This is a genomic window from Cupriavidus taiwanensis (assembly GCF_900250075.1).
Classification (GTDB): Bacteria; Pseudomonadota; Gammaproteobacteria; order Burkholderiales; family Burkholderiaceae; genus Cupriavidus; species Cupriavidus taiwanensis_C.
Genome location: NZ_LT977070.1, coordinates 2,877,473 through 2,902,133, shown reverse-complemented (window position 1 = coordinate 2,902,133; position 24,661 = coordinate 2,877,473). Strand labels below are relative to the sequence as shown.

The following is a 24,661-nucleotide window of genomic DNA, read 5'->3' as shown; positions in this document are numbered from 1 at the left end:
CCCGGCGCGCCCGAACGCCGGAAAGCCCGAAAGCCAGCCCCGAGACCAGACCACCTCCCCGTTTTTTGCCCGCGCCCGACCAGCCATGACCAAGACGTTCCGCAACCCGCAGCTCACCAAGAACGGCGAACTGAAGCACCTGCTGTCGATCGAGGGGTTGTCGCGTGACATGATCACGCACATCCTCGACACCGCCAGCCAGTTTGTGTCGCTGTCCGACTCCGACCGCGATGTCAAGAAGGTGCCGCTGCTGCGCGGCAAGAGCGTGTTCAACCTGTTCTTCGAGAACTCCACCCGCACCCGCACCACCTTCGAGATCGCCGCCAAGCGGCTGTCGGCGGACGTGCTGAACCTGAACATCAACGCGTCGTCGACCAGCAAGGGCGAGTCGCTGCTGGACACCATCAACAACCTGTCGGCGATGTCCGCCGACATGTTCGTGGTGCGCCATGCCAGCTCGGGCGCGCCCTACCTGATTGCCGAGCACGTCGCCCCGCACGTGCACGTGATCAACGCCGGCGACGGCCGCCACGCCCACCCGACGCAGGGCCTGCTGGACATGTACACGATCCGGCATTTCAAGAAGGACTTCACCAACCTGACGGTGGCCATCGTCGGCGACATCCTGCACTCGCGCGTGGCGCGTTCCGACATCCATGCGCTGACCACGCTGGGCGTGCCCGAGGTGCGCGCCATCGGCCCGCGCACGCTGCTGCCGTCCGGGCTGGAGCAGATGGGCGTGCGCGTGTTCCACAGCATGGAAGAGGGCCTCAAGGGCGTCGACGTCGTGATCATGCTGCGGCTGCAGAACGAGCGCATGAGCGGCGCGCTGCTGCCGTCCGCGCAGGAATACTTCAAGGCCTACGGCCTGACGCCGGAGCGCCTGGCGCTGGCCAGGCCCGACGCCATCGTGATGCACCCGGGGCCGATGAACCGCGGCGTCGAGATCGACTCCGCCGTGGCCGATGGCTCCCAGTCCGTGATCCTGAACCAGGTGACCTTCGGCATCGCCGTGCGCATGGCCGTGATGGGCATCGTCGCCGGGAACAACGACTGATGCCGGCCAGCCCCACCTCGCACGCCAGCCCGCACGCCAGCCAGAACACACCGAACCAGCCCAGCGACACGACAAGCCAAGCTATGAAGATTCACATCCAGGGCGGCCGCCTGATCGATCCGGCCAGCAACACCGACGCCGCGCAGGACCTCTATATCGCCGCCGGCAAGATCGTCGGCGTCGGCAGCGCCCCGGCGGACTTCACCGCCAACAAGGTCATCGACGCCAAGGGGCTGATCGTGTGCCCGGGCCTGGTCGACCTGTCCGCGCGCCTGCGCGAGCCCGGCTACGAATACAAGGCCACGCTCGAATCCGAGGTCGCGGCCGCCACCGCCGGCGGCGTGACCAGCCTGGTCTGCCCGCCCGACACCGACCCGGTGCTCGACGAGCCCGGCCTGGTCGAAATGCTGAAGTTTCGCGCGCGCACGCTGAACCAGACCCACGTCTACCCGCTGGGCGCGCTGACGCTGGGCCTGAAGGGCGAGACCCTGACCGAGATGGGCCAGCTGACCGAGGCCGGCTGCGTCGGCTTCAGCCAGGCCGAGGCGCCGGTGCGCAACACCCAGGTGCTGCTGCGCGCGCTGCAATACGCGCAGACCTTCGGCTTCACCGTGTGGCTGCGCCCGGAAGACCCGTTCCTGGGCGGCGGCGTCGCCGCCAGCGGCGCGGTGGCATCGCGCCTGGGCCTGTCCGGCGTGTCGGTCATCGCCGAAACCGTGCGCCTGCACACCATCTTCGAGCTGATGCGCAGCACCGGCGCGCGCGTCCACCTGTGCCGCCTGTCGTCCGCCGCCGGCCTGGAACTGGTGCGCCAGGCCAAGCGCGAAGGCCTGAAGGTGACCTGCGACGTCAATATCCACCACGTCTCGCTGACCGACATGGATATCGGCTACTTCAATTCGCAGATGCGCTTCTCGCCGCCGCTGCGCAGCCCGCGCGACCGCGACGCCATCGTCGCCGCGCTGGCCGACGGCACCATCGACGCGCTGTGCTCCGACCATACGCCGGTCGACGACGACGAGAAACTGCTGCCCTTCGCCGAGGCGTCCCCCGGCGCAACCGGCCTGGAACTGCTGCTGCCGCTGACCCTGCGCTGGGCCAGCGAGCACAAGGTCCCGCTGGCCCAGGCGCTGGCCCGCATCACCTCCGAACCCGCCCGCGTGATCGGCCTCAAGGCCGGCACCCTCGCCGTCGGCAGCGCCGCCGACGTGTGCGTGTTCGATCCGAAGCAAGTCTGGAAGGTCGACCGCCGCTCCCTCAAGAGCCAGGGCAAGAACTCGCCGTGGCTCGGCTACGAAATGGAAGGCAAGGTCCGCATGACCCTGGTCGGCGGGCAAGTCGTCTACGGCAACCACGCCCAGGCATGATCTGGCTGCGCAAGACCGCACTGGTCCTGCACCTGCTGCGCGGGTTGCTGACCTGCGCCTTGCTGTTCCCATGGCTGGGCGTGCGCTCGCGCGCATGGCATATCCGGCGCTGGTCGCGGCGGCTGTTGCGGATCTGCGGGGTGGAGGTGGAGGTGGTCGACGCCACCGGCGCCGCGCACACCGGCGCCGCACGGCAGGGCGCGATGGTGGTGTCCAACCACATTTCGTGGCTGGACATCTACGTCATCCACAGCTGGCAACCAGTGCGCTTCGTCGCCAAGTCCGAGATCCGCAGCTGGCCACTGATCGGCTGGCTGTGCGACAAGACCGGCACCATCTTCATCGAACGGGCGCGCAAGCGTGACGCGCACCGCGTGTTGCATGACATTACGGATGTGATGCTGCAGGGGGACCTGGTCGGGGTGTTTCCGGAAGGGACGACGACGGATGGGACCAGCGTGCTGCCGTTCCATGCCAACCTGATGCAGGCGCCGATTTCAGGCGGCCTGCCGGTGCAGCCATTGGGGCTGAACTACCTCGATGCTGCCACCGGCCAGCCGACGCTGGCCGCCGCCTATATCGGCGACACCACGCTGCTGCAATCGCTGGAGGCGGTCTTGCGTGCGCCGCGGATCAAGGCGCGGCTGGTGGCCGGGCCGGCGCTGGTGCCGGCCTCGGGCGACCGCCGCGAACTGGCGGCTTCTGCAAGGGAAGTCGTCGCCCATCTCAGCCAGGGTGCCGCGGAGCACGCCGCCACGGCCGCGCAACGGCTGAATCAGCCCTCAGAATCGGGCGGGGCCGCACAGCGGGCGTCCGCTGCCATCGGCTAGCCGCCCTGTCGTCCCCGCCAACGCGGGATAGCGAGTCAAGCCAGCGGATCGCAATATTGCGGGCAATCCACCTGGATCACGGTCCGCTCGGCCGGGTCGTGCGCCAGGCGCGCCGCCGTCAGCTTGCCACCCCAGACGCAACCCGTATCCAGCGCCATCAGGTTCGGGCGCATGACCAGGCCCAGCGTCGACCAGTGCCCGCAGACCACCGTCACCGCCTCGGTGCGCCGCCCCGGCACGTCGAACCATGGCATGAACCCCTCCGGCGCCTTGCCCGGGCCGTCCTTGGCCTTGAAGTCCATCACCCCGTCGATCGTGCAGTAGCGCAGTCGGGTGAGGGCATTCACCACCACGCGGTGACGGTCGATGCCGCGCAGGCCGTCGTGCCAGCGGTCAGGCGTGTTGCCGAAGATGTCGGCGAGGAAGCCTTGCCAGTTGGGGCCCTGCAGCTGCTCTTCGACTTCATGGGCGAGGTCGATCACCTGGGCCGCGGTCCACTGGGGCAGCACACCGGCGTGGACCAGCAGGAAGTTGTTTTCCAGCAAGGCGAGCGGGCGGTGGCGGAGCCAAGTGAGCAGGTCGTTACGGTCGGGGGCGGCGAGGATGTCGTCGAGGGTGTCGTGGCGGCCCTTCTTGCGGACACCCGATGCGACGGCGAGAAGGTGGATGTCGTGGTTGCCGAGGACGGTTTCAATCCCGTCACCCATGGCGCGGATGGTGCGCAGGGTTTGAAGAGAGGCAGGGCCCCGGTTGACGAGATCGCCGACGAGGCGCACTGTGGGTTGCGGGGGCAGGCGAGCCAGCAAGGCGTCCAGCGAGGGTGCGCAGCCTTGCAGGTCACCGATGGCGTAAAGTGATGTATGTGTGACTTTATGGTCAGGCATCGGGTCCAATCAGAATAAATTCGCTTCTATTTGTAGTTTTGTGACCGATATACCGTGGCACGGTTACATGAGGCAACAAAAAGTGGGAGGCAGCCCGTAAGCTGGTGCATTCAGTCAGATAGAATACCGCCACTTCTGCAGGCACTTAACGCCCCGCCGTCCCGGAAGAGGACAAGGTGGGCGCTCGGCTTTTGTCGGGTCATCGAAACATATCGAGGCAAGGAGCAAGTTTTGTCCCATATTTTGGTCACAGGGGGCGCTGGGTTCATTGGCGCCAATTTCGTTCTGGCATGGCTGGGCGATAAGTCGGCGGATGGGATCGTCAACGTCGACAAGCTCACTTATGCGGGGAATCGGAAGACGCTGGCGTCGGTCGAGGATGATCCACGGCACGTTTTTTCGCAGTCGGATATTTGTGACCGTGACGCACTGGACAAGCTCTTTGCTACCCACAAACCGCGTGCAGTTGTACATTTCGCCGCCGAGAGTCACGTAGATCGATCGATCCATGGGCCGGCTGATTTCATTCAGACAAATATCGTAGGCACCTTTACGCTGCTGGAAGCGGCGCGTGCCTATTGGGGCGGCCTCGAAGAGCCTGCCAAATCCGCTTTCCGCTTCCTTCACGTGTCCACGGATGAAGTGTTCGGCTCGCTCAGTGAGACCGATCCGCAGTTCTCCGAGACCACACCCTATGCGCCAAACAGTCCGTATTCGGCGTCGAAGGCCGCATCCGACCACCTGGTCCGGGCATATCACCATACTTATGGCCTGCCGGTACTAACGACTAACTGCTCGAACAACTACGGCCCGTATCATTTCCCTGAGAAGCTGGTCCCGCTGGTCATTGCCAACGCTCTAGCTGGCAAGCCGCTGCCGATTTATGGCGACGGTCAGAACGTGCGTGACTGGCTATACGTGCGTGATCATTGCTCAGCCATCAGGGAAGTGTTGGCGCGGGGCAAGCTCGGCGAGACCTACAACGTTGGTGGCTGGAACGAGAAGACCAACCTCGACGTGGTGCACACCCTGTGCGACTTGCTGGACGAACTGTACCCGAAGGAGGTGGGCTCCTATCGCGATCAGATCACGTTTGTGAAAGATCGTCCGGGGCACGACCGCCGCTACGCCATCGATGCGCGCAAGCTGGAACGCGAGTTGGGCTGGAAGCCAGCGGAGACTTTTGAATCCGGCCTGCGCAAGACGGTTCAGTGGTACCTCGACAACCAGGCATGGGTGCAGGACGTAATGTCGGGGGAGTATCGGAACTGGGTAGAAAAGCAATATGCAGCATAGTGCAGGCGTTCCCACTCTTCTCATAACCGGTAGCAACGGCCAGGTTGGCTTCGAATTGCGCCGCAGCCTTGCGCCGCTTGGGCGGGTGGTGGCGCTGTGTCGCGCCGGTTGCGATCTGTCGCGCCCGGATCAGATCCGCAGGGTGGTGCGCGAATACCGCCCTGACGTGATCATCAATACGGCGGCCTACACCGCCGTGGACAAGGCCGAGACCGAGGCTGAACTGGCCTTCGCTATCAATGGCGCCGCCGCCGGTGTCCTGGCCGAAGAAGCGAAGGCGCTCGACAGCCTGTTAGTCCATTACTCGACCGACTATGTCTTCGACGGCAGCAAGGACGGCGCCTACGTCGAAACCGACCCCGTCAATCCGCAATCGGTGTACGGCAAGAGCAAGCTTGCCGGCGAGCAGGCTGTTGCCGCTGCAGGCGGTTCCGCATTGGTACTGCGTACGTGCTGGGTGGCCGGGGCCCACGGTGGCAACTTTGCCAAAACCATGCTAAGGCTCGGCCGTGAGCGCGATAGCTTGCGCGTGATCGCCGACCAGTTCGGTGCTCCCACTACGGCGTCTCTGATTGCCGACGTGACGGCGCAGATCGTGGCGCGGTACTGGCTGCACGGTGACCGCAGCGCCTTAGTCCCAGGCGTATACCACCTGGCTGCCGCCGGCGAGACAACGTGGCACGCCTACGCTACCGAAGTCCTCCGCTATGCCGTGGCCCAAGGCATCGAACTGAAGGTAGACCTTTCCCGCATCGAAGCTATTCCTTCCACGGCGTATCCACTGCCTGCGCCACGTCCGGCCAATTCGCGCCTGGACACTGGCAAGCTGCGCCAGGCGTTCGGCATCCATCTTCCAGATTGGCAGCAAGGTGTGCACCACCTGCTGGACCAGATTTTTTTCTGAGCGAGTGGCTATGCGCAAGGGCATCATCTTGGCCGGTGGCTCCGGCACCCGGCTCTATCCGATCACGCGATCGGTCTCCAAGCAATTACTGCCGGTGTATGACAAGCCGATGATCTACTATCCGCTGTCGACGCTGATGCTGGCGGGGATTAGGGACATTCTGATTATTTCCACGCCGGAAGATACGCCGCGTTTTTTTGACATGCTCGGTGACGGCAGCAAGTGGGGTATCAACCTGCAGTATGCGGTACAGCCGTCGCCGGATGGGTTGGCGCAGGCATTCATCATTGGCCGAGAGTTCATCGGCAATGATCCCTCGACGTTAATTCTGGGAGATAACATCTTCCATGGTCACGATCTGGTTAGCCAGTTGACTCGCTCTGCCGAGCAGAAGGAAGGTGCAACAGTTTTCGCGTACCACGTGCATGATCCAGAGCGCTATGGCGTGGTGGAGTTCGATACCGATTTTCGCGCGCTGTCCTTAGAGGAGAAGCCGGCAGAGCCGCGTTCCCACTATGCAGTGACCGGCTTGTATTTCTACGACAACCAAGTCTGCGATATTGCCGCCGATATCAAGCCTTCCGCGCGTGGCGAGCTCGAGATCACCGACGTCAATAAGCGTTATTTGGACGCTGCGCAATTGGACGTGGAGATCATGGGGCGAGGCTACGCGTGGCTCGATACGGGGACCCATGACTCGTTGCTGGAAGCAGCGAGCTTTATTGCCACTCTCCAAAACCGACAGGGATTGATGGTCGCTTGTCCAGAAGAGATTGCATATCGGAGTAGGTGGATCAGCGCGGAACAGGTGATAGCCCTTGCAAGGCCCCTTGCCAAGAATGCCTACGGCCAATATTTGCAGCGGATCGTAACGGAAGCCGTAAAGTAAGGTTGAACGTAACTGCCATGAGCCTCACTGTTATTCCAACTGCCATTCCGGATGTGCTCATCCTCGAGCCAAAGGTTTTTGGCGATGAGCGTGGCTTTTTTTTTGAAAGCTTTAACGCGTGCGACTTTGAACAAGCCACTGGCTTGAAGCGGGACTTTGTTCAGGACAATCATTCGCGTTCTGCGTACAACGTGTTGCGTGGTCTTCATTACCAGATTCAACACCCACAAGGAAAACTGGTGCGCGTGGTGGCTGGCGCAGTTTTTGATGTGGCAGTGGATCTGCGTCAATCATCATCCACTTTCGGAAGATGGGTCGGTGTGACGCTGACTGCCGATAACAAGAAGCAGCTTTGGATACCGGAGGGTTTCGCGCATGGCTTCGTCGTTCTTTCCGGAGTTGCGGAATTTCTATACAAGACAACTGACTATTGGTATCCGGAGCATGAGCGAAGCCTTTTGTGGAATGACCCGGATTTGAATATCGGGTGGCCGATAATGGAGCCTCCCATCCTTGCGTACAAGGATGGAAATGGGCGACGTCTGGCCGAGATTGATGAGTTTTATAGATAACAACATCTTATAACTGGAATAGTATGATCTTCATGTCATTTGGTGTTCTATGATGGGTAAGGGATCGGTAATTTCGGCTTTGTCGGACATTCTTGCGGCTGCAGGACGCTATTCACTTGTTGGTATGCTTGGCTGGCAAGATGTTCGCCAACGTTATCGAAGGTCAGCCCTCGGTCCGTTTTGGCTTACCATTAGCATGGGGGTGATGATCGCCACTATCGGGGTGGTTTTCGGTCAGATATTCAAATCTCCCTTGCAGGAGTTTCTTCCCTACCTGACTGTTGGAATGGTGCTGTGGGCATTTATTTCTTCTGTTGCAAACGAAGGATGTACGGGATTTATCGCGGCAGAGGGAGTTATCAGGCAACTTCCAATTCCCTTGTTTGTTCATATGCTCCGCATGATTTGGCGGAATGTTATAATTTTCGCGCATAATGTCGTCATTTATCCAATAGTATTATTGGCAGTGGGGAAGCCATTGAGTGTGACGGCATTTATTGCCATTCCAGGACTCGTTCTTCTGATTGTCAATCTGGCATGGGTTGCCCTGCTCTTGGGTATCTTGTGTGCACGGTATCGGGATCTCCCCCAAATTGTTGCCAGCGTACTTCAAGTTGTCTTTTACATCACGCCTATCATGTGGATGCCCAACCACCTCGAGGGGCGCGTGGCACTATATTTATTGGACCTGAATCCAGTATTTCATTTGATCGAGATCGTCCGCTCTCCCCTGCTTGGTAACCTGCCAACTTCATGGAACTGGGGGGTATCCCTGGGGCTGGGTATTGCTGGATGGATGGTGGCGCTTATGATTTATGGCCGTTACAAACATCGTATCGCATTTTGGCTCTGAGGGTGGAAAGAGATAGATTATGGCTTCTGTCAAATTTGAGGACGTGTCTGTTGACTTTCCCATTTACAATGCAAGCGGAAGGTCATTAAAAAAGCGGCTTATTCAGGTTGCCACTGGTGGGCAGTTGGGTGCTGATCCCAATGGTAGGGTCGTTGTTAGAGCACTGGAGGGATTGACCTTTAGTCTTAAAGATGGCGACCGGGTGGGTTTGCTCGGGCATAACGGTGCGGGCAAAAGTACATTGCTTCGGCTTTTAAGCGGCGTCTACGTGCCCTCATCTGGTTCAGCGCGTATTCACGGAGAAATTGGGTCCTTGATTGATATTTCGTTGGGTATCGATCCGGAGGCCACTGGTAGGGAAAATATCTATCTTCGCGGTGGGTTGCTCGGCATGTCACGCACGCAGATAAATCAGCGTGTTGATGAAATTATCGATTTTTCGGAATTGGGTGATTTTGTTGATATGCCATTGCGAACCTATTCGAGCGGTATGCATCTTCGCTTGGCATTTTCAGTCTCAACGATCGTGCGTCCTGAGATTCTGCTAATGGATGAATGGCTTTCCGTCGGAGACGAAGGGTTCCGGCATAAGGCCGAGTCGAGGATGAAAGAACTAGTTCAGGCAACCAACATCCTGGTAATTGCCAGTCATTCACGAGAATTAGTGCAGCATACATGTAATCGTGCGATCTGGCTGGAGCACGGGAAGGTTCGCATGGATGGAGGTGCCGAAGCCGTTTGCGCTGCTTATTTTTCCTAACTAGACCAGCTGTCGGCTCACCATTGGAGTTGATGCATATTGGTCTCGGATAACTCACGGCAAGGAAATGTATGCAGCTTTCTAAACAACTGTTGAGACTGGCAAGATACACGTATCATCGGATGCCGGTGCCTTTGCATGTTAAGTGGAAGATGAGAGATGCAATCGCACCGGTATTGAAGGCACTGAATGAGTCGGTTACCAACGGCGAACTTTTCCGCCGCCTGCTGGAGACAAGAAAGCAGCTGAATTCTGGACCTGATCAACAGGAGCGGTTAAATGAGGCTGAGCTTGCATTGATTAGGGACCTAGCGGTACATTGCCGCCAATACGGCCCTATGACTCATCTCATAGCGTTACCCTTTTTGGGAGCAGGCGGCGCAGAACGGACGGCAATCCATTTCGCGAAAGCCATCAATGAAGATATGCCGAGGTCAAGCGTTGGCATTATTCTTACCGACCGAAGCTTAGTTTCCGATGGTATCGAAATACCAGCGCACGTTTACGTTATCGATCTGGCAAAATATTTGCCGACGGATTTATTGACGAACGCACGAGTGGATTTTCTTTGTAAATGGCTGCTATGCGTGCGCCCGCAGATCTTTCATGTCATCAACAGCGATCTTGGTTGGCAAGCTATTATTGCTCAAGGAGGAAGGCTAGCAAAGGAAATGCGACTATATGGCAGTATTTTCGCATTTCAGTTCATGGGAAATGATAATAAGCGTATTGGCTATGCTGAGTATTACTTACGCGATGCAGCAGATTCTTTGCACGGCCTTCTGAGCGATAATGCTCGTTTCTTGCGAGATGCTCAGTCCACTTTCGCTTTACGCTCTTCGGATCACAAGATGTCCGTCGTCTACAATGCGTGCCGCGTCGCGCACGGCGATTGGGTTAAACAAGCACGTGAGCGTATTGATGCTATGTCGGCAATTGCGCAAGGTAAACGTCTTAGGGTGCTCTGGGCCGGTCGTCTAGATCCAGAGAAGCGGATTGATCTTCTTTTTGACACGGCAGCTCAGTGCCCCGACTACGATTTCCTCGTGTTTGGTGAAAGTGTAGTTGGTGAGATGCCGAATTTGCCAAAAATCAAGAATCTTTATTATGGAGGGAGCTTTTCAGATCCCGCAGAGCTGGTGGAAAAGAGCGCCTGTGATGTCTTCATGTTTACCTCCAAGTGGGAGGGGATGCCTAACATGCTACTGGAGATGGGCTCGCTTGGCATACCCATTGTAGCGCCTGACGTTGGAGGAGTAAGTGAGCTGATCTCTGACCGTACCGGCTTTCTTGTGCCCGCACGAGCGACTGTGCATGATTATGTTAGCGCCCTGTCCGCGATTGCTGGGAATCGACCTGATGCCCAAAAGCGTGCCCTGTGTCTGATCGATCTCATCGAACAACGGCACACATGGTCAGCGTTTAGTCGTTCCTTGCGAGAGGTCCCCGGCTACCTCGGACAGGCAAGAGTTGAAGGGGTTGAATTGAAAGATGAAAGCTGATGACAAAAAATTACCGGCGGTCTCTGTCATCATTCCTTGCTATAACCAGGGAGGATATCTTCAGGACGCGGTTGATTCCTGTGAGGCAGCCTACGACGGCGAATTAGAGATCATTGTTGTGGATGACGGCAGCACCGATGCTCGAACAATCTCGGCGTTTGATGCAGTTCGTACGCGCCGAGCACGGCTAAGGATTCTTCGAAAAGAAAACGGCGGCCTATCCAGCGCTAGAAATGTCGGTATTGCAGCGGCGCGTGGGGACTTTATCCAATTTCTCGACGCCGACGATCTTCTTGCACCGGGGAAAATCTGCGCCCAGTTAGATCACTTTGCGGTCAGCCCTTTGTTGGATGTCTCAATCACGAACTTCCTGTTGTGCGATGAATGGCGCATGACATTCAGTGCGCCTGAAAGCCAAATTTCCACATCGTTGTTTCAACTCGAAGATTTTCTTTATGAATGGGAGCGTGGACTTTCGATTCCAATTCACTGTGGTCTTTTCCGTAAAGCCGTGCTTTCGTCTTCGTCATTTGACGAGAGTATGCGGGCAAAAGAAGACTGGGTGTTCTGGTGCTTGCTTAAGGTGAGAAATGCAAAGTTGGCATATCTTCCTATGCGAGGTGCGATCTATCGTCAGCACAGCGCAAGTATGCGCAGATCTTATCTGCGCATGGCCGATAGCTGGTTACGTGCCGCCAGTAAGATTCGCGAATTCCTGCCAATAAATTCTCACCCGGCTTTTCTGGACTCCGCAGTGTCCTGGCATGCCGAATTTTACCAGCAGCAGAAGGCGTACCAGCACGAGGTTCGTGAATCGCGGGCAATGAATCAAACTGTCCAATCTGCGATTACAACGGCGGCGGAGGCAGAGTTCGTCGATCCGGACGCTTTGATTGCGGATTTGAAAGTGCTGGACGATGCTACGATAGCACCACTGATTTCGGTTGTCGTTCCCATCTATAATCACTATCGATTTCTCGGAAAGTGCCTCGGTTCAATTGCGAAGCAAGGGGACGTTTCTCTCGAAGTTATCTGTGTTGACGATGCATCCTCAGATCCAAGAATCGGGCTACTATTGGACCGGCTGACGGGATGGTCAGACAGGTTTAAAGTAATACGCAGGTCTGTGAATCGTGGTATCTCGGAGAACCAGAACGAAGCCGTGCGGCTGGCACGGGGTAAGTACATAGCATTTCTGGATTGTGATGATGAGCTGGCAGACGGCGCTTTGAGCAAGCTTGCAGCGGAGATTCGGAAGGCTCAAGCGGTTGATTACTTCTTTACTGATAGATGGGATGTAGATGAAGATGGAAAAATCCTGCGGCACGCAGTTTACGGTGGCTACGAGAGCATCCGACCGGCGCCCAATCGGGATATTTCCAGTGATCTTCTTGACGGCATGGTCGCATCCCATCTCAAGGTGATAAAGCGGGATACTTACCTCCGCGTTGGCGGGACTGGCGGCGAGTTCTCTGGTATTCAAGATTGGGAACTTGCCTTGAAATTGACGGAATCCGGCACGCTTCGCTATGTTAATGCGCCTCTGTACCGGCACCGGATTCACGCGGGCTCTGTCACGCGCAGCGATTCGGTCCGACAGATGAGAAATACAAACATCCTGCGCCGCTCATACCAAGAAAAATGGCTGTCTCCAGGCCTTGAGGGAAGTTCAGCGTCCGGGAGAGTTTGCCACTTTCAGCAGGATGGTCAAGCGCTTCACACCGACCAGTTGAAGCAGGCGTGGCGCGAGGGATGCCGCTGCGTTTTTGAGCTAGGAGAGGACTATTCACCGGCTGCAGTGGGATTCCTGCGAGAGTTTAATTCGTATTTTGACAGAATTATTTGGAAAAATCCGATTAGCTGGGCAGCTTTGGTGGGATATACATGGAGCGACATTCTTGTTGATGGGCGAGATACTGACACTTGTGCAGGTCATCATGGCCGCGTTGCGGAGTCCGCTCCGGTAGCCGCCATGCAGAAACTCCCGTCGACTGTCGATTCATGATACACGCAATGGTTACGATCTCGGTCGTTAGTCATGGGCAGAGGGAAATCATTCTTCCACTCTTGACGCAACTTCGCAATTTGGTCAACCGTGAAGCCGTACGGATAATCGTTACAGAGAATGTTCCCTCGCAACCGGGTGCGGTGCATTCCAATGATGTGAAGGACATTGCCGATGAGTACGTGGCAAATGACGTGCAGTTGGGTTTCGGCGCAAACCACAATCGCGCATTCCATTTTTGCCTGACTCCGTATTTTTGTGTATTGAATCCGGATGTGAGGTTAGCCGACGATCCGTTTCCGGGGCTCATTTCCGCCCTGATAGCGCACCCAGGAGTGGCTGTCCCCCGCATCGTTGGCCCGGATGGGGTGGCAGAGGACAGTGTTAGGATGCTGCCAACGCTAACCCAACTGTTCCGACGAATTTTGATGCGAACCCGTGGGCAAAAGCTTCGGACCGACTACCCGACCGAAGGATTGGTAAAGGTTGATTGGGCAGCGGGAATGTTTTTGGTTTTTGATTCCGAAGTCTTCGGAAAGCTGCAGGGATTTGATGAGAAGCGCTATCACATGTATTGCGAAGATGTAGATATATGCTTGCGTGTATGGCTCAAAAACTGGTCTGTTACACGAGTAGGAAATATTGTGGTATGCCATGAGGCGCGTCGTGATAGTCGTAAGAAACTGCGATACCTTATCTGGCACGTCAAAAGCATGATTATGCTATTTACGTCGAAACCCTATTGGCAATACCGTCGTGCCAAAGCGTCTTCTTATTGAAACGATATATACGCAATGTTTGATTTCTTTTGGGTTCCTGTGACGGCCTTTCTAGTGGCAGCTACAGCAGTGCTGCTATTAAGACCAGTGGCTGTCGCAGGGGGGCTACTGGACAGGCCAGACGCACGTAAGCGTCACGAAGGTGCGATTCCCCTAGTGGGGGGCATTGCCGTGACTATTGGAGTCTGGGTCGGTTGCCACCTGTTTCTGCGAACTCAAGGATATTATATCGCGCTGCTTGGTGGCGTTACCGTGCTTGCGTTGGTTGGCTGGGTGGATGACCTGTATGGGATGAGCCCGGTCACAAAACTCGGCGCGCAGTTGTTTGCTGCTATTTTGATGACATCATGGGGAAATGTCTATCTCGAATCCTTAGGCGATCTGTTCGGACGTCGGGAAATTGAGCTAGCCAACTGGGGCATACCACTGACTTTGTTTGCTGTGGTCTCCGTGATCAATGCAATGAACATGTGTGATGGCCTAGACGGACTAGCAGGTGGACTTGCGCTAATCATACTTGCATGGTTTGCGTATCTGGCCGGTGAAGTTGGTAACGCTCCTGCTCAGCGCGTGTGCGTCATTTTCTGCGGTGCGATTGCCGGATTCCTTGTGTTCAATCTTCGGAACCCCTTTCGAGGCCACATGAAGGTATTCTTGGGGGATTCCGGAAGTCTGATGTTGGGCTTTGCAATCGTTTGGTTCGCGACCGAGCTTTCGCAGAAGCGATACAACCCCGGTGGCACCAATGTTCCGCCGGTGGTAATGCTATGGATTCTGGGCTTCATTCTCATCGATCTACTGGTTGTCGTGATTCGGCGCACGATAAAGCGAAGAAACCCGCTTGCGGCAGACCGCACTCACCTTCACCATGTCTTGCTCCGATTGGGTATTGGGCAGGATGCCATTGTTCTGCTCATACTCGCAGCCAATGCATTTCTGGGCTTAATTGGAGTGGTCGGCTGGAAGAGTGGCGTCTCTGAACAGGTATTATTTTTACTCTTCCTCGGCGTGACTGGTCTGCACCTACTCGTTATGCGAAATGCATGGCGCTTCATTAGAGTGGGCCGTCGACTTTTGACGCGCACACGTAGAGGTTAAGGATATCTTTATACGTATCCGTTGATAAGGCGAATTCTTACTTGAGTTGGAGTGGTAGTACAACAGCTAGCTTGTTATCGAGAATATCGCTGAAGTACTGGAGCTATAGCTTTCCGCAATATCACGAAGGGCGGTAACACTACCCCGGTGACGGAAAGCTTGCCGGATCAAATTTCAAATACCCATCGGGCAATTATCCAATGAAGAAGATCGATGTCAGTGTGGTGCTTAATATGCACCGCGAAGCGCTTTATTTGAGGCCTACTCTGCTTTCATTGTCGGCTTGCGCCACGGAGGCAGCGCGTGCAGGTTTGAGTGTTGAGTTGGTTGCTGTCTTTGATCGGGCCGATGAAGCAACACTGCAGGTGTTCCGAGAGACTCCGTTGGAAGGGTTCGATTACATTAAGCCAATTGAAATCGATGTCGGCTCCTTAGGTCCAGCCAGAAACTTGGGTATCGAACAAGCCAGGGGCGATTACATATGGACGGCTGATGGGGATGATCTCGTTTCAAGTAATGCCATTGTTTCCCTTCTTGAAACAGCTCGTGCGCATGGTGATGACAACGTTGCGGTCTTCGTCGAGTATTTAGTTGCCTTCGGCGAGCAATTTCACGTGGTGCGTTATTTTGGGAGTGAATGGCTTACCCCGGCAGACTTTGCTTATCAACATCCTTTCGTGTCCCGAATATTTGTCAGGCGATCAATCTTTGAGACGCTTCGCTATGTGGATCTTAAGGTGACCGCTGGTTTCGCCTATGAGGATTGGGATTTAAATGCCCGGCTCTTTGATCTGGGCTTTAGCTTTAAGACTGCCCCAAATACGGTTTTCTTCTACCGACAAAGAAACAATAGTCTGTTACGCCAAGCGAATGCAGTTTCGGCCAAAACAATCCCTCATTCAACCTTGTTCGAGCCCCAGCGGTATTGCCAAAAGATGGAGGATGCGAGGAAAGGAAATAATGATTGGCCGGGATTCATACGCAATCGGCAGGAAATTTTTCAGAGAAATTTTACTCGAGAGTTGCTCGCGACAGAGCAAATGCGAGGGTATATCATGGATGCTGCTGTGTTGGACCCAGAGGTCGAGCCACGGCGTATTGAAACTGCCGATAGCTACTGCCCGATTCCATGGAGTCCGGCTCATTGGGGTTTCCAATTGGAGCAAGCATACCGGCTGACTGGCCATCGGAAATTTCATGAAGTGGTGCTGCTGCCCTGGTTAAAGCCTGGAGGCGCCGAAAAATATATCCTCCAAGTTCTCGATGAACTTCAAGCGGCGAAATCGACAAATCGTGTGCTTGTTCTCACAGGTGAGGCGGCGAACAAGCATGAATGGACTAGCCGTTTGCCGGAGCAGGCCGTGCTTCTGGATATCTTCAATTTCTTCCCAATGCTTAACGACGCCGATCGGGATGCAATGACGCTCCGCCTATTGTTGGGGGTGTCCGAACCGGGTGCCCGCATGCATGTTAAATCGAGTTGGTTTGCGCATCGACTGATAGATCGCTATCGGTCTGTGCTGTCATCTCACTTCAAGATCGTCTACTATCGATTTGCCGATGGGAACTATCAATGGAATGGCCATCGGTTAACCGGTGCTGATGGGGTGGGTTTTCTGCGGCGAAATCTGAATGAAATAGACCTGTTTGTGACAGATTGCAATGCAATTTGCAAAAGCGATCTTTTGCGTGTTGGTTTATACGAGAAGAAGTTTCGAACTATTTATTCAAGGTGTGAAAAGCGACATCGAAATCAAATTTCCGCCGAACCCTCCTATCGACTGCTTTGGGCTTCACGTATCTCCCCTGAGAAGCGGCCGGAATTGATTGGTAGGATTGTCAAGGCCATGCGCGAGAATTATCCGAATTTTCAAATTGATGTTTGCGGAAATTTGAATCCGGATATAAATAGAGAGGTATTGTTCAACGTGCCGGGTGTTAAATACCGCGGTGGCTTTGATGGATTCGATGCTATATCTCTCGAAAATATAGACGGCTTTCTTTATACAACAGCTTTTGATGGCCTTCCTAATATTCTCCTTGAAGCCATGGGTGCTGGATTGCCAGTGGTAGCGCCCGACGTGGGAGGTATTTCGGAGTTGGTAATCGATGGAGAAACTGGATTTCTCGTTCCGAATGTTGCAGATGATGAGGCGTTGGTGTCTGCGTATGTGGCTGCTCTTCATCACATGTACTCGAACTGGCAGCGCACGTCCACAATCGCGGCAAATGGATATCGCCTTATCCATGACCGACATGGTCGGGATACGTTCAGGAAGCAGGTCGCTGCTGTGTTCTCCCTTTAATTCGCTTTAAAAGTATTAAGTTATGACCAAGCGGCTTTATCTTTATGCGGACGAAGCGAGTCAAGCGGTCCTTACTGACAATAGCGAAAAGCTAATTCTTGTTGGTAGTGATTTTGGGTATGGTAATTTCGGAGATATTCTGCAACATTTGAATAGCATCCGTATTTGCAAGCATTCAAGCCGCTTCTCAGTTGTTTCGGTTCTCGCCGCCAATTCTATCGGTTTTCGAGATTTTCCGGAGTGGGCGCGACGGGCTTATGGCGCTGATGCAGTAATCTTCGTTTCCGAAAATCCATTGAGTTTCGAGGCTAATGATCTCGCCTTGAAACCACTCGAAATGATCCGTAATCCCGCCGCTGTTCAACTTTACGGAGGAGGGTTTTTGAATGAAAAGTGGGGAGATTTTGTTCTCGGTGTCGTAGAGCACTTCCTAAGTCGGCTTCCGGGTATTACCTATTTGGTGTCGGGGCAGCAGATCACTTCTCCGTATGAGAAGCGGGTATTTAGACATGTTCGAGATTTTAAACCGGCCATTTTTGGTGTTAGGGATGAGCTTTCTCGTCAAGGTCTGAATCAAGCAGGTTTTCAGCCGGCATTCTCTTTCGATGATGCAACTGAGGCGCTACAGATATTGTCCGACAGCACTCAAATGAAAAGAGGGGCTGGTCTGCTTCTGCATCTGAATACATCCGACTATGTATCAGACGATAATGACTTGCATGTGGTCAGCAAAGATTTGGAAAGGCTTGTTTCCTCTCTCGCAGCAAAGCAAGGTGTTACAGTATTTCAAGCGTTTGCGGATCCACGCTACGAAGTTAAAGATTCGCGCGAATCAATTAAACGACTCGGTCCGTCTTTCCCCTTCATTGACTATCGGGTTGTCGAACTAGCTCCGTTGGCCTACCATTGTTTCAGTCGTGATCTTAATCTGACTTTGGGAGGGGAGGTTGGCTGTTCTTCTTCCTATCACGTTGCTCTTTGGCTTCAGCTCTCCGGCATTCCCTGTTGGTTGTGGAGCAGAAATAGTTATTATGATCAGAAATCCCGATCGGTGCAGGTGCATCAAGATTTAGATGCCTTTCTACGGCAGCCATCGCTGGCAGACCATAGCTTTAATTTGGAGAAACGGGAAGAGTGGTTGGAGCAACTGAACCGCTGTCTGCTTCAAGCTCCATCCATGAGAAACGATGTCGTCTTTGACGTCGATCCAGGTGCTGTGGCTCCGTCCGCCTTCTTCTTCAAAGGACTCCCCACTCTCGAAGAGAGGAATCATTGGCAGATTGGTCAAACTCAACTGGTTGAAAATCGGCTATTTGATGCGGAAGCACGCATACGTGCTTTAACAGTGCAGCTAACCGAAGTGGGTCACGAAGCTCATACCCAGCGGCACCGTGTCGAAGTTGTGGTGGCCAGAGTTCAGGCGGTGGAAGCCCGTCTGCTCACAAGTGACGAGCAGGGCAAAAGCTGTCGTGACGACTTGGAGAGGATTCTTCAAAGTCGCTCGTGGCGATATACGCGGCTTCCACGAGCGGTTGCGCGCTATCTTCGACATGGGCATTTTGATTCTGGCGGTCAAGTCGGTCTCTACGGCGTCGCACAGCGCATAGGCAGGCGTATCCCTATATCTCCTGGGGCCCGGGCGGCCGCCGGGCGTTTTCTCTCTAAGCTTCGGCGTGGTGGCCCACGTAGGTCCTGATTTTGGCGCGATTGGTTCCATTGCAGCCATAGCAACGAGCGGAACTGCGACTGAGAAAAGAAGCTCCGTAATGATGGCATTTGCTGAAGAGGGATTTGAAGACTTATATGACACGCCGGTCTTAGGTAGGTCGGCTACGAAGACAAACTCGTGGCCGCTGAACTATTCCTGCTCCAGCACGGTTCTGGTCCCAGCCAACGTCCGCACAAGGTACCGGACATCAGACTCGGGCTTGCCTTCGAAACACCCATGCTAGCCACGATATTCGATGATGAGCTCGGATGATCCGATCGGCTCTGGCATTGGAGCCGATGCGATCTCAACGGGCGGTAATAATTCGACCGGCTCGGATGAGGACGTTGCAGCTCGCTTCTGATCTCGCCGCCACCTCGACACAAGATTCGGATTCGGGCCCATGTACTCGCGGAACTTCTACCAGTGAGCGTGTCGGATACCCGTGTCACGATTGCTTGAACGTGGCCGCCTGCGGCACGACGAAACTTTCCTTTAGATAGCGGTTGGAGCGCTTGGCCTTGCCTTTTCTTGGTCTTCGATCGGGCTGGAAGACCGCAGTCGGAGGGCCGACCAGCTCGTCGGTTCCACAGAATGCCACGAAGCCAAGCGTGGCAAGGCCAAGGGGAGAGTCGCGGTGATGGAGAACTCCCATAAGGAATCTGATTCCTTTTCCGGGAGTGTTTCGACTTCCCGATGAGCACGCGCCCGACTTCTTCTGGATGTTTCGCCCAATAGCACAGGATGCGGCTCCAGTCTGGTGCCGCATAGTGCGCGCCCTAAGCGCCCTTTGCGAGGAAGCGCTGCTTTCCGGCGGCAATCAACAGCAACAGAAAGAATGCCCCGCACATCTCCACCGATAGGTAATACTTAAACTGCGACGCCGGGGCTGCCAGAAATACAATAGGTACCCTTGCAAGTACGATGACGGCTGCCAGGCGAAGGCCCGGATCCGACAGGCGGGTCAGCAAGGCAATCAAAATGACCGCAAGCGAGGGCAGGAAGTTCCAGAACAGTGCAGAGCCCGAGCGCAGCGATGGATCATACACGACCGAGTAGGCAAAATACCTTTGCAGGCTATCAGTCAGCGTCGGGAAAGGCCGGCCTCGGCTCGGATCAATATTCACGGACTGGGGTGGAGGAGCCGAAACCGGCCAGCCCTCGCGGTACATGTCGATGATCTTAAACCCTGCTCCGGTAAAGCCCGTAGACGTCAGGAAGGTTTCGACGCGGCCTGCCAAGAAAATTCCTGCATTCTCTTTGAGGAAGCCATATACATGGCTCAGATAGCCATCGAGGGCTTCGGGCTTCGCCTTTTCAACATCGGCAGCACCGCTGCTCCACCAGTAAGGAATTTCATAAGGAGTCTGGATGGCGGCTAGTTTGTCGATATTGAGCACGGCTCCTATTGCAGCCTTGTTATTGCCTGCATCGGTGTGGAATCTACTCTGCAAGACATACCCGACCGGATTGATTGTGTTCGCCACCTTATAGTGGAACTCATTGCCACGGTAACCGAACGTCTTAGGGAAAACCCAGGCAAACAAAACGACTACGGCCAATGCGGCGGTTGAAACCACAGCGGAATCTTTGAACTTCTTCGAAATCGCGGCAAAAGAAAACAGGAACGGCAGCAGGACAAACCATCCGTCCCCTCGCAGCGCGACGAGCAAGCCTGCAAGGAGCCCGGCCGTCAGCACGGCTGGTGCTGCGATGGTCTTTTCATACGAGAGCTTCACGATAAACGCTGCTGCCCACACCACAATCACGCTGAACAGCGTATCACGCGAAAGCAGTGCTATATTGAATAAAATGGAAGGCTTGATCGTGATGAGTACAAAAAAAGCTAATGCATATTTCCTATTTCCCGTGACGAGCGTGATCACCTCGGTAGCGTAGGCGAAGACTGCCGCAACAATCGTCAGCTGTATGAAAGTGATTGCCGAGACGTCGGGAAACACCTGCAGGATGGCGGAGAAAAGAAATGGCGTAAAAAATCCGAGCCATAACACCATCGGCTGCTCGAGTGCATAATTGAGAGTGGCCACGGAGTCGGACATCAAATAGCCGGGCCACGACGCCAGAAAGAGCAGCATGCATAAAGCGAACCAGCCAGCAAAATAAAGTTGGGCCCGGGTACTGGATCCGCGCATCCAGAACACCAAGGTAGAGGCGACGAAGGACAGCAGAGCACTACCCGCCATACGCAGCATCAGCAACTTATAACCCGACCAGTTGGGCTTTTGGTTCAGACCCCACCAATCCGCAGAATGCATCAGGATAAGCAGCGAGACGAATAAGGAGCAAAAAAGCGCCGCAATATGCTTCCAGCGGGCGGGGCATCCATCCGTTTTGCTTTTCATAATCTTACAGCTCTCGCACGGGTAGCTGAAGAAACCGGTCTAGCTCAGCGGGCGTCCCAAGCACATGAACTTCGGACAGAGGCAAGTCCGATAAGGACACCCTACCGCCTTCGGCAAGCAATTGCCGGTAGAGCGGCGCAATATATTTTTCTCCACCGACGAGGTTCTTTGGGTCGTTGAAGAATCGGTCATAGAGCTCTACATATCGGCCAGCACGGCGAAACCAATACAAGCCGATCGAAGCATTGCCGGAGATACGCTGTTTTTCGGCGAGATCGACAGCCCAGCCATCGTCACCCAGCTTGACAAAGCTCCAGTGATCGCCAGGGACCTGGAAGCAAGGCACCCATCCATCAGAGCCAGGGCGAATATCGGCCGGGTGGAGCGCCTGAGGTCTCACGTATGTATCGATGTTGTAAATCAGAAGTGGCCACTCAGGATTCCACAGATCGCGCGACAAATAAGCGCTCGTGGCCTGGCCATCGGTGAGCTCCTTGAGCTCGACGATGTGGACATCGGTAAGACCAAGCGCCTTGATCCGGCGCAGGACAAATTCCGATGACTTGTTCTCGTCGAGGCAAACGAAGATGACCCGGCTGTCTGGTGTCAGGAAGTTTTTCAGAGAAAGTACGGACCAGTCGAACAGGCTGCGTTCGTGCGCCAGGATTTCGTATTTTGGGACTTTATACCCGGCGTCGTAGAATCGCGAGCCACGTCCTGCCATGGTGATGACTACGTTAAGCGACATGTGATCTTCCTATTCCTGTCCAAGCAATTTGTGAATTTCTTCCTCGCTTAAACGCAGAAATTCGTCTGGACGAACCGAGCGGTCGTCGATATAAAAACCGTGTTTCCTTGGCCAGGGTTTTCCGAACAGGATCTCGTCGTAAGGAACTTGCCACTTTGCCAACCACTCGAGCAATACCGGCGCGGTGTGCTTGTTGATTTGACCCAGGTTGTTCTTGTATGTGTTCATGTTTCGCGACGTAAATAGCAAGATCCGGTAGCCCTTTTGCTGGTATTCTGCCAACTTGAGCAGCATATCCTGCCGCGGTACCAGATCCGTATAGGACTGGTCAGATGTCTTGATGCCGCAGAGCGTGCCGTCGATATCGACTACCAATGTGCCGTCAACTTCTTCAATTTTATTGTTCACTTTCAATCTCATCGAGTATTTGGCGCGCGTTCAGCATAAAGGCGAGCACCTTGTTTGGATAATCGATGTGCAACGGCAGCATCGATAAGAATAAAGAAGCCTCGCCCAGGCGCATAATGCGAACATCGTGGCCCATAGCTTTCACCTGTTTGACAAAAATGGGCTTCAGATCTGCGTGGTTGGTGTGCCTGAAGCTCAGCCCCAGATCGTTGTTGTCCGCGAAATCTACTTTGTAGAGGCCGTTGTTGATGAAATCGTAGTCACCCAGCACGCTGTGCGAGATCTTGCACAGATCGTACAGCGGGTGCGTCCAGAGCTCTTCTTCCGTCAAGGCGCCTTTGGGGTCGATCAATTTGAGCAGATAACGCTGCTGGTCATACAGGATGTTCGAGAAGCATGGGTCGCCGTGGCCCACCACGCGGTAATCGAATGAGAATGCTTTTTCGAAGCGCTTGAAGAGCTTCAGGTAGCGGCTAAGCAGATCGGTAAGGTCAAGCTTCGGCGTTGCGCTGGATGCCAACTGGTTGATCCTTTTACCCTCTGCCATCGCCAGGAATTCCTTGACCCGCCTTTCCAGCTTGGTGACGAATAGATCCTTTGCCAACGCGGCGGACTGCTCTTTGTTGCAAGCCTGTTTTGGCCGGTCCGAAATAAAGAACAGCAGCCGTTCGACAAAAGGCGCAAAGGTATCCGGCTCGAATGCTCCGTGCACCCATTGAAGCGCGGAGTCTGCCAGATAATAACGCAGCATTTTGTATGAGGCACGTTCACCCTCGTCCTTGAAATCAAAGGACTCAATTAGCCATGGCCGCATGCGCTCTGGGACCAGGCTATAGAACGAGTACTCGGCCTGCATCTTGCGCTTATCGCGTGAACTCTTTGTATAGTAATAAGCATCGATCAGCACTTCGTTAAAGTGCCGCGTTGTGGTCGAGCCGCTGCTGAATGATAGGAAATCGCGGATTTTCCCCAAGTCGAGCGGCTGTAGGGACTGCAGGCGTTGGCTGCGTTGCCAGGACTGCTCCCACGTATGCAATGGCGAAGACACGAATTCAGGCCATTGGTCAACCAGGTCATGGGCGTTACGCCAAAATACTAGGAGAGGCTTGTACAGAGTATCGGTAAAGTTCTCTTCGGCGTATGGCAGACGTTCAACCAGCTGAGTGAGCAAATCGGCTCTGGCAAAGCCGGATCGGCCCGCTATCACACAGGCCGCGGTATCTTCACAGCAGGTTTCCAGGTTCGAGCGCAATGCTGCAAGGTCGGCATCGCTTTGCAGGCGGATCAAGCGCTGTTTGGCCCATGCCGGCAGGGCTTCCCGAAAATGTTCGAACATCGGGCGACGCTTGAAGATGATGTCGCCAAAGCGGCGGACGCCAACTAGGCTGCGCACTTCACCGCTTGTGAACTCGCGATCGTCGACGATGAGGAGAAGTTTGGAATGGATGTCTGTCACGTCAAATTCTCGTGATTTTGAAGCGCGCTGCAAGCCATACTGCCAGGAGGAATACGATAGTCAGCACAACAAGGGCAAGGGACTGGTAAATGCCATAAGCGTTCCGGCTGCCGCTATGTAGGCTTGCCAGCAGGCCGGAAGCAAACAGTTCCGCAAAATCGGGTTCGCCGATAGCAAGCAAGTTGATAAAGAGCGATAGGGCCATTATCTCGAAGAACCAGATCAACACAGACAGGAGCAGGAAACCAGAGACACGCCCCTCGATTGACCTGTGGATGCTTGTTTCGAGGCCGCGCAGGACATGGCTGGTGCGCAGAAGCACCAGACCGCGCCGCGACAGGCTGGTAAGCACCAAATGGCGGTTGAGGTAGACAAATGCTTTTGCTACCGCGAACAATCCGAGCAGACCGATCCCGCTTGCCAGCACGAAGATGATGAAAACGGTGCGCATGCCAGGCGGCACTTTGATGTCGAGGAGGTAAAGGCCAAAAATGAAGATAGTGATGACTAGTACGTCACCAAAACGTTCAGCTAGCCAGACTGCAATTGCTTTCTGGCGAGTGTCAAATACGTGGAAGAACGCGGCCAAGCGCAAGATCTCTCCGAGCTTGAACGGTAAGAAGCTGCTTGGCAAGGCGGTCAGGGCATGCGCCGAGACAAGAGAAAAAGCGTTGTTGCGTTTGTCGAGCGTCAGCAAGACCAGGCGGAGCATCCGCAAAACATGCGAGCAAAGATACAGCGCCGTGATACCAAGCAAGCCCGACCAGTGCGTGACCCGGCCGAGGTCGGCCATGGCGGGAGCACTCCACCAAAACCACCCAATGACGACCGCCAATAGTAATGTTAGATAAATACGCAAGCTTTTTCTCATACCCG

General features: G+C 54.9%; 21 protein-coding genes and 1 pseudogene. 15 read left to right on the top strand and 7 right to left on the bottom strand.

The genetic code is table 11. From position 1 onward, the window contains the following. The first annotated feature begins 85 nt into the window (after positions 1-85). The 3 genes from CBM2588_RS13550 (at position 86) to CBM2588_RS13540 (ending at position 3,254) form a co-directional block, all read left to right on the top strand. Entirely contained in the window at positions 86-1,057 is a 972-nt protein-coding gene (locus CBM2588_RS13550) for an aspartate carbamoyltransferase catalytic subunit (protein WP_018008094.1), read from the top strand. 83 nt (positions 1,058-1,140) lie between these two features. Further along, entirely contained in the window at positions 1,141-2,424 is a 1,284-nt protein-coding gene (locus tag CBM2588_RS13545; protein ID WP_115680930.1) for a dihydroorotase, read from the top strand. Further along, the gene (locus CBM2588_RS13540) at positions 2,421-3,254 is read left to right on the top strand and encodes a lysophospholipid acyltransferase family protein (RefSeq protein WP_115680929.1); all 834 of its coding nucleotides are present in this window, start codon (positions 2,421-2,423) and stop codon (positions 3,252-3,254) included. Before CBM2588_RS13545 ends, CBM2588_RS13540 begins: the two co-directional genes overlap by 4 nt. Before the next feature lie 35 nt (positions 3,255-3,289). On the opposite strand, the gene CBM2588_RS13535 is transcribed toward CBM2588_RS13540, so the two are convergent. Next, a complete protein-coding gene (locus CBM2588_RS13535; protein ID WP_115680928.1) occupies positions 3,290-4,138 on the bottom strand; it encodes a symmetrical bis(5'-nucleosyl)-tetraphosphatase in 849 nt (282 codons plus the stop codon). A 231-nt stretch (positions 4,139-4,369) separates the two neighbouring features. Between CBM2588_RS13535 and rfbB the strand changes: the two genes are divergently transcribed. From rfbB to CBM2588_RS13475, 12 genes are all read left to right on the top strand, one after another. Then, positions 4,370-5,434: a dTDP-glucose 4,6-dehydratase gene (gene rfbB / locus CBM2588_RS13530; protein ID WP_115680927.1), complete on the top strand. Its 1,065-nt coding sequence runs from the start codon at positions 4,370-4,372 to the stop codon at positions 5,432-5,434. Further along, positions 5,424-6,338 (top strand): dTDP-4-dehydrorhamnose reductase, encoded by a 915-nt coding sequence (gene rfbD / locus CBM2588_RS13525; RefSeq protein WP_115680926.1) that lies wholly within the window; start codon positions 5,424-5,426, stop codon positions 6,336-6,338. The genes rfbB and rfbD overlap by 11 nt, the downstream gene beginning before the upstream one ends. Positions 6,339-6,348: 10 nt before the next feature. Next, positions 6,349-7,227 carry a glucose-1-phosphate thymidylyltransferase RfbA gene (rfbA, locus tag CBM2588_RS13520; RefSeq protein WP_115680925.1) on the top strand — a complete coding sequence of 293 codons (879 nt, stop codon included), beginning with the start codon at positions 6,349-6,351 and terminating at the stop codon, positions 7,225-7,227. Between the two features lie 17 nt (positions 7,228-7,244). Beyond that, on the top strand, positions 7,245-7,799 hold the full coding sequence (gene rfbC / locus CBM2588_RS13515) for a dTDP-4-dehydrorhamnose 3,5-epimerase (protein ID WP_115680924.1): 555 nt from the start codon (positions 7,245-7,247) through the stop codon (positions 7,797-7,799). 49 nt (positions 7,800-7,848) lie between these two features. After that, positions 7,849-8,652, top strand: a complete 804-nt coding sequence (locus tag CBM2588_RS13510; RefSeq protein WP_306437242.1) for an ABC transporter permease — start codon at positions 7,849-7,851, stop codon at positions 8,650-8,652. Between the two features lie 19 nt (positions 8,653-8,671). Beyond that, a complete protein-coding gene (locus tag CBM2588_RS13505; RefSeq protein ID WP_115680923.1) occupies positions 8,672-9,412 on the top strand; it encodes an ABC transporter ATP-binding protein in 741 nt (246 codons plus the stop codon). Positions 9,413-9,483: 71 nt separating this feature from the next. Next, positions 9,484-10,914, top strand: a complete 1,431-nt coding sequence (locus CBM2588_RS13500; protein WP_115680922.1) for a glycosyltransferase family 4 protein — start codon at positions 9,484-9,486, stop codon at positions 10,912-10,914. Beyond that, positions 10,904-12,919, top strand: coding sequence for a glycosyltransferase family 2 protein (locus CBM2588_RS13495; protein ID WP_115680921.1), 2,016 nt, complete (start codon positions 10,904-10,906; stop codon positions 12,917-12,919). Before CBM2588_RS13500 ends, CBM2588_RS13495 begins: the two co-directional genes overlap by 11 nt. 8 nt (positions 12,920-12,927) lie before the next feature. Continuing rightward, complete coding sequence (locus CBM2588_RS13490; RefSeq protein ID WP_147298413.1) at positions 12,928-13,698, top strand: glycosyltransferase; 771 nt, start codon at positions 12,928-12,930, stop codon at positions 13,696-13,698. Between the two features lie 15 nt (positions 13,699-13,713). Further along, positions 13,714-14,796: an MraY family glycosyltransferase gene (locus CBM2588_RS13485; protein WP_115680920.1), complete on the top strand. Its 1,083-nt coding sequence runs from the start codon at positions 13,714-13,716 to the stop codon at positions 14,794-14,796. Positions 14,797-14,996: 200 nt separating this feature from the next. Then, on the top strand, positions 14,997-17,102 hold the full coding sequence (locus tag CBM2588_RS13480) for a glycosyltransferase (protein ID WP_115680919.1): 2,106 nt from the start codon (positions 14,997-14,999) through the stop codon (positions 17,100-17,102). A 22-nt stretch (positions 17,103-17,124) separates the two neighbouring features. Then, entirely contained in the window at positions 17,125-18,798 is a 1,674-nt protein-coding gene (locus tag CBM2588_RS13475) for a polysaccharide pyruvyl transferase family protein (RefSeq protein ID WP_147298412.1), read from the top strand. 463 nt (positions 18,799-19,261) lie between these two features. Here CBM2588_RS13475 and CBM2588_RS31670 read toward each other — a convergent pair. The 6 genes and pseudogenes from CBM2588_RS31670 to CBM2588_RS13445 all read right to left on the bottom strand — a co-directional run. Next, positions 19,262-19,366: pseudogene (locus CBM2588_RS31670) on the bottom strand (IS21 family transposase); the annotation flags it as partial. Between the two features lie 223 nt (positions 19,367-19,589). Next, positions 19,590-21,173 (bottom strand): hypothetical protein, encoded by a 1,584-nt coding sequence (locus CBM2588_RS13465; protein WP_147298411.1) that lies wholly within the window; start codon positions 21,171-21,173, stop codon positions 19,590-19,592. Between the two features lie 4 nt (positions 21,174-21,177). Next, the gene (locus CBM2588_RS13460; RefSeq protein ID WP_115680914.1) at positions 21,178-21,921 is read right to left on the bottom strand and encodes a glycosyltransferase family 2 protein; all 744 of its coding nucleotides are present in this window, start codon (positions 21,919-21,921) and stop codon (positions 21,178-21,180) included. 9 nt (positions 21,922-21,930) lie between these two features. After that, positions 21,931-22,329 carry a capsular biosynthesis protein gene (locus CBM2588_RS13455; RefSeq protein WP_197717961.1) on the bottom strand — a complete coding sequence of 133 codons (399 nt, stop codon included), beginning with the start codon at positions 22,327-22,329 and terminating at the stop codon, positions 21,931-21,933. After that, on the bottom strand, positions 22,319-23,785 hold the full coding sequence (locus CBM2588_RS13450) for a hypothetical protein (RefSeq protein WP_115680912.1): 1,467 nt from the start codon (positions 23,783-23,785) through the stop codon (positions 22,319-22,321). Before CBM2588_RS13450 ends, CBM2588_RS13455 begins: the two co-directional genes overlap by 11 nt. 1 nt (position 23,786) lies before the next feature. After that, entirely contained in the window at positions 23,787-24,656 is an 870-nt protein-coding gene (locus tag CBM2588_RS13445; protein WP_269462420.1) for a lysylphosphatidylglycerol synthase domain-containing protein, read from the bottom strand. Between the last annotated feature and the right edge of the window lie 5 nt (positions 24,657-24,661).

Excerpts from the sequence above, each read along its gene's own strand:
- CBM2588_RS13495 (WP_115680921.1), top strand. The coding sequence starts at position 10,904 with ATGAAAGCTGATGACAAAAAATTACCGGCGGTCTCTGTCATCATTCCT.
- CBM2588_RS13480 (WP_115680919.1), top strand. The coding sequence starts at position 14,997 with ATGAAGAAGATCGATGTCAGTGTGGTGCTTAATATGCACCGCGAAGCG.
- CBM2588_RS13500 (WP_115680922.1), top strand. The coding sequence starts at position 9,484 with ATGCAGCTTTCTAAACAACTGTTGAGACTGGCAAGATACACGTATCAT.
- CBM2588_RS13475 (WP_147298412.1), top strand. The coding sequence starts at position 17,125 with ATGACCAAGCGGCTTTATCTTTATGCGGACGAAGCGAGTCAAGCGGTC.
- CBM2588_RS13510 (WP_306437242.1), top strand. The coding sequence starts at position 7,849 with ATGATGGGTAAGGGATCGGTAATTTCGGCTTTGTCGGACATTCTTGCG.
- CBM2588_RS13465 (WP_147298411.1), bottom strand. The coding sequence starts at position 21,173 with ATGAAAAGCAAAACGGATGGATGCCCCGCCCGCTGGAAGCATATTGCG.
- CBM2588_RS13540 (WP_115680929.1), top strand. The coding sequence starts at position 2,421 with ATGATCTGGCTGCGCAAGACCGCACTGGTCCTGCACCTGCTGCGCGGG.
- CBM2588_RS13485 (WP_115680920.1), top strand. The coding sequence starts at position 13,714 with ATGTTTGATTTCTTTTGGGTTCCTGTGACGGCCTTTCTAGTGGCAGCT.
- CBM2588_RS13550 (WP_018008094.1), top strand. The coding sequence starts at position 86 with ATGACCAAGACGTTCCGCAACCCGCAGCTCACCAAGAACGGCGAACTG.
- CBM2588_RS13505 (WP_115680923.1), top strand. The coding sequence starts at position 8,672 with ATGGCTTCTGTCAAATTTGAGGACGTGTCTGTTGACTTTCCCATTTAC.
- rfbC (WP_115680924.1), top strand. The coding sequence starts at position 7,245 with ATGAGCCTCACTGTTATTCCAACTGCCATTCCGGATGTGCTCATCCTC.
- CBM2588_RS13460 (WP_115680914.1), bottom strand. The coding sequence starts at position 21,921 with ATGTCGCTTAACGTAGTCATCACCATGGCAGGACGTGGCTCGCGATTC.
- CBM2588_RS13535 (WP_115680928.1), bottom strand. The coding sequence starts at position 4,138 with ATGCCTGACCATAAAGTCACACATACATCACTTTACGCCATCGGTGAC.
- CBM2588_RS13445 (WP_269462420.1), bottom strand. The coding sequence starts at position 24,656 with ATGAGAAAAAGCTTGCGTATTTATCTAACATTACTATTGGCGGTCGTC.
- CBM2588_RS13490 (WP_147298413.1), top strand. The coding sequence starts at position 12,928 with ATGGTTACGATCTCGGTCGTTAGTCATGGGCAGAGGGAAATCATTCTT.
- CBM2588_RS13545 (WP_115680930.1), top strand. The coding sequence starts at position 1,141 with ATGAAGATTCACATCCAGGGCGGCCGCCTGATCGATCCGGCCAGCAAC.
- rfbD (WP_115680926.1), top strand. The coding sequence starts at position 5,424 with ATGCAGCATAGTGCAGGCGTTCCCACTCTTCTCATAACCGGTAGCAAC.
- rfbA (WP_115680925.1), top strand. The coding sequence starts at position 6,349 with ATGCGCAAGGGCATCATCTTGGCCGGTGGCTCCGGCACCCGGCTCTAT.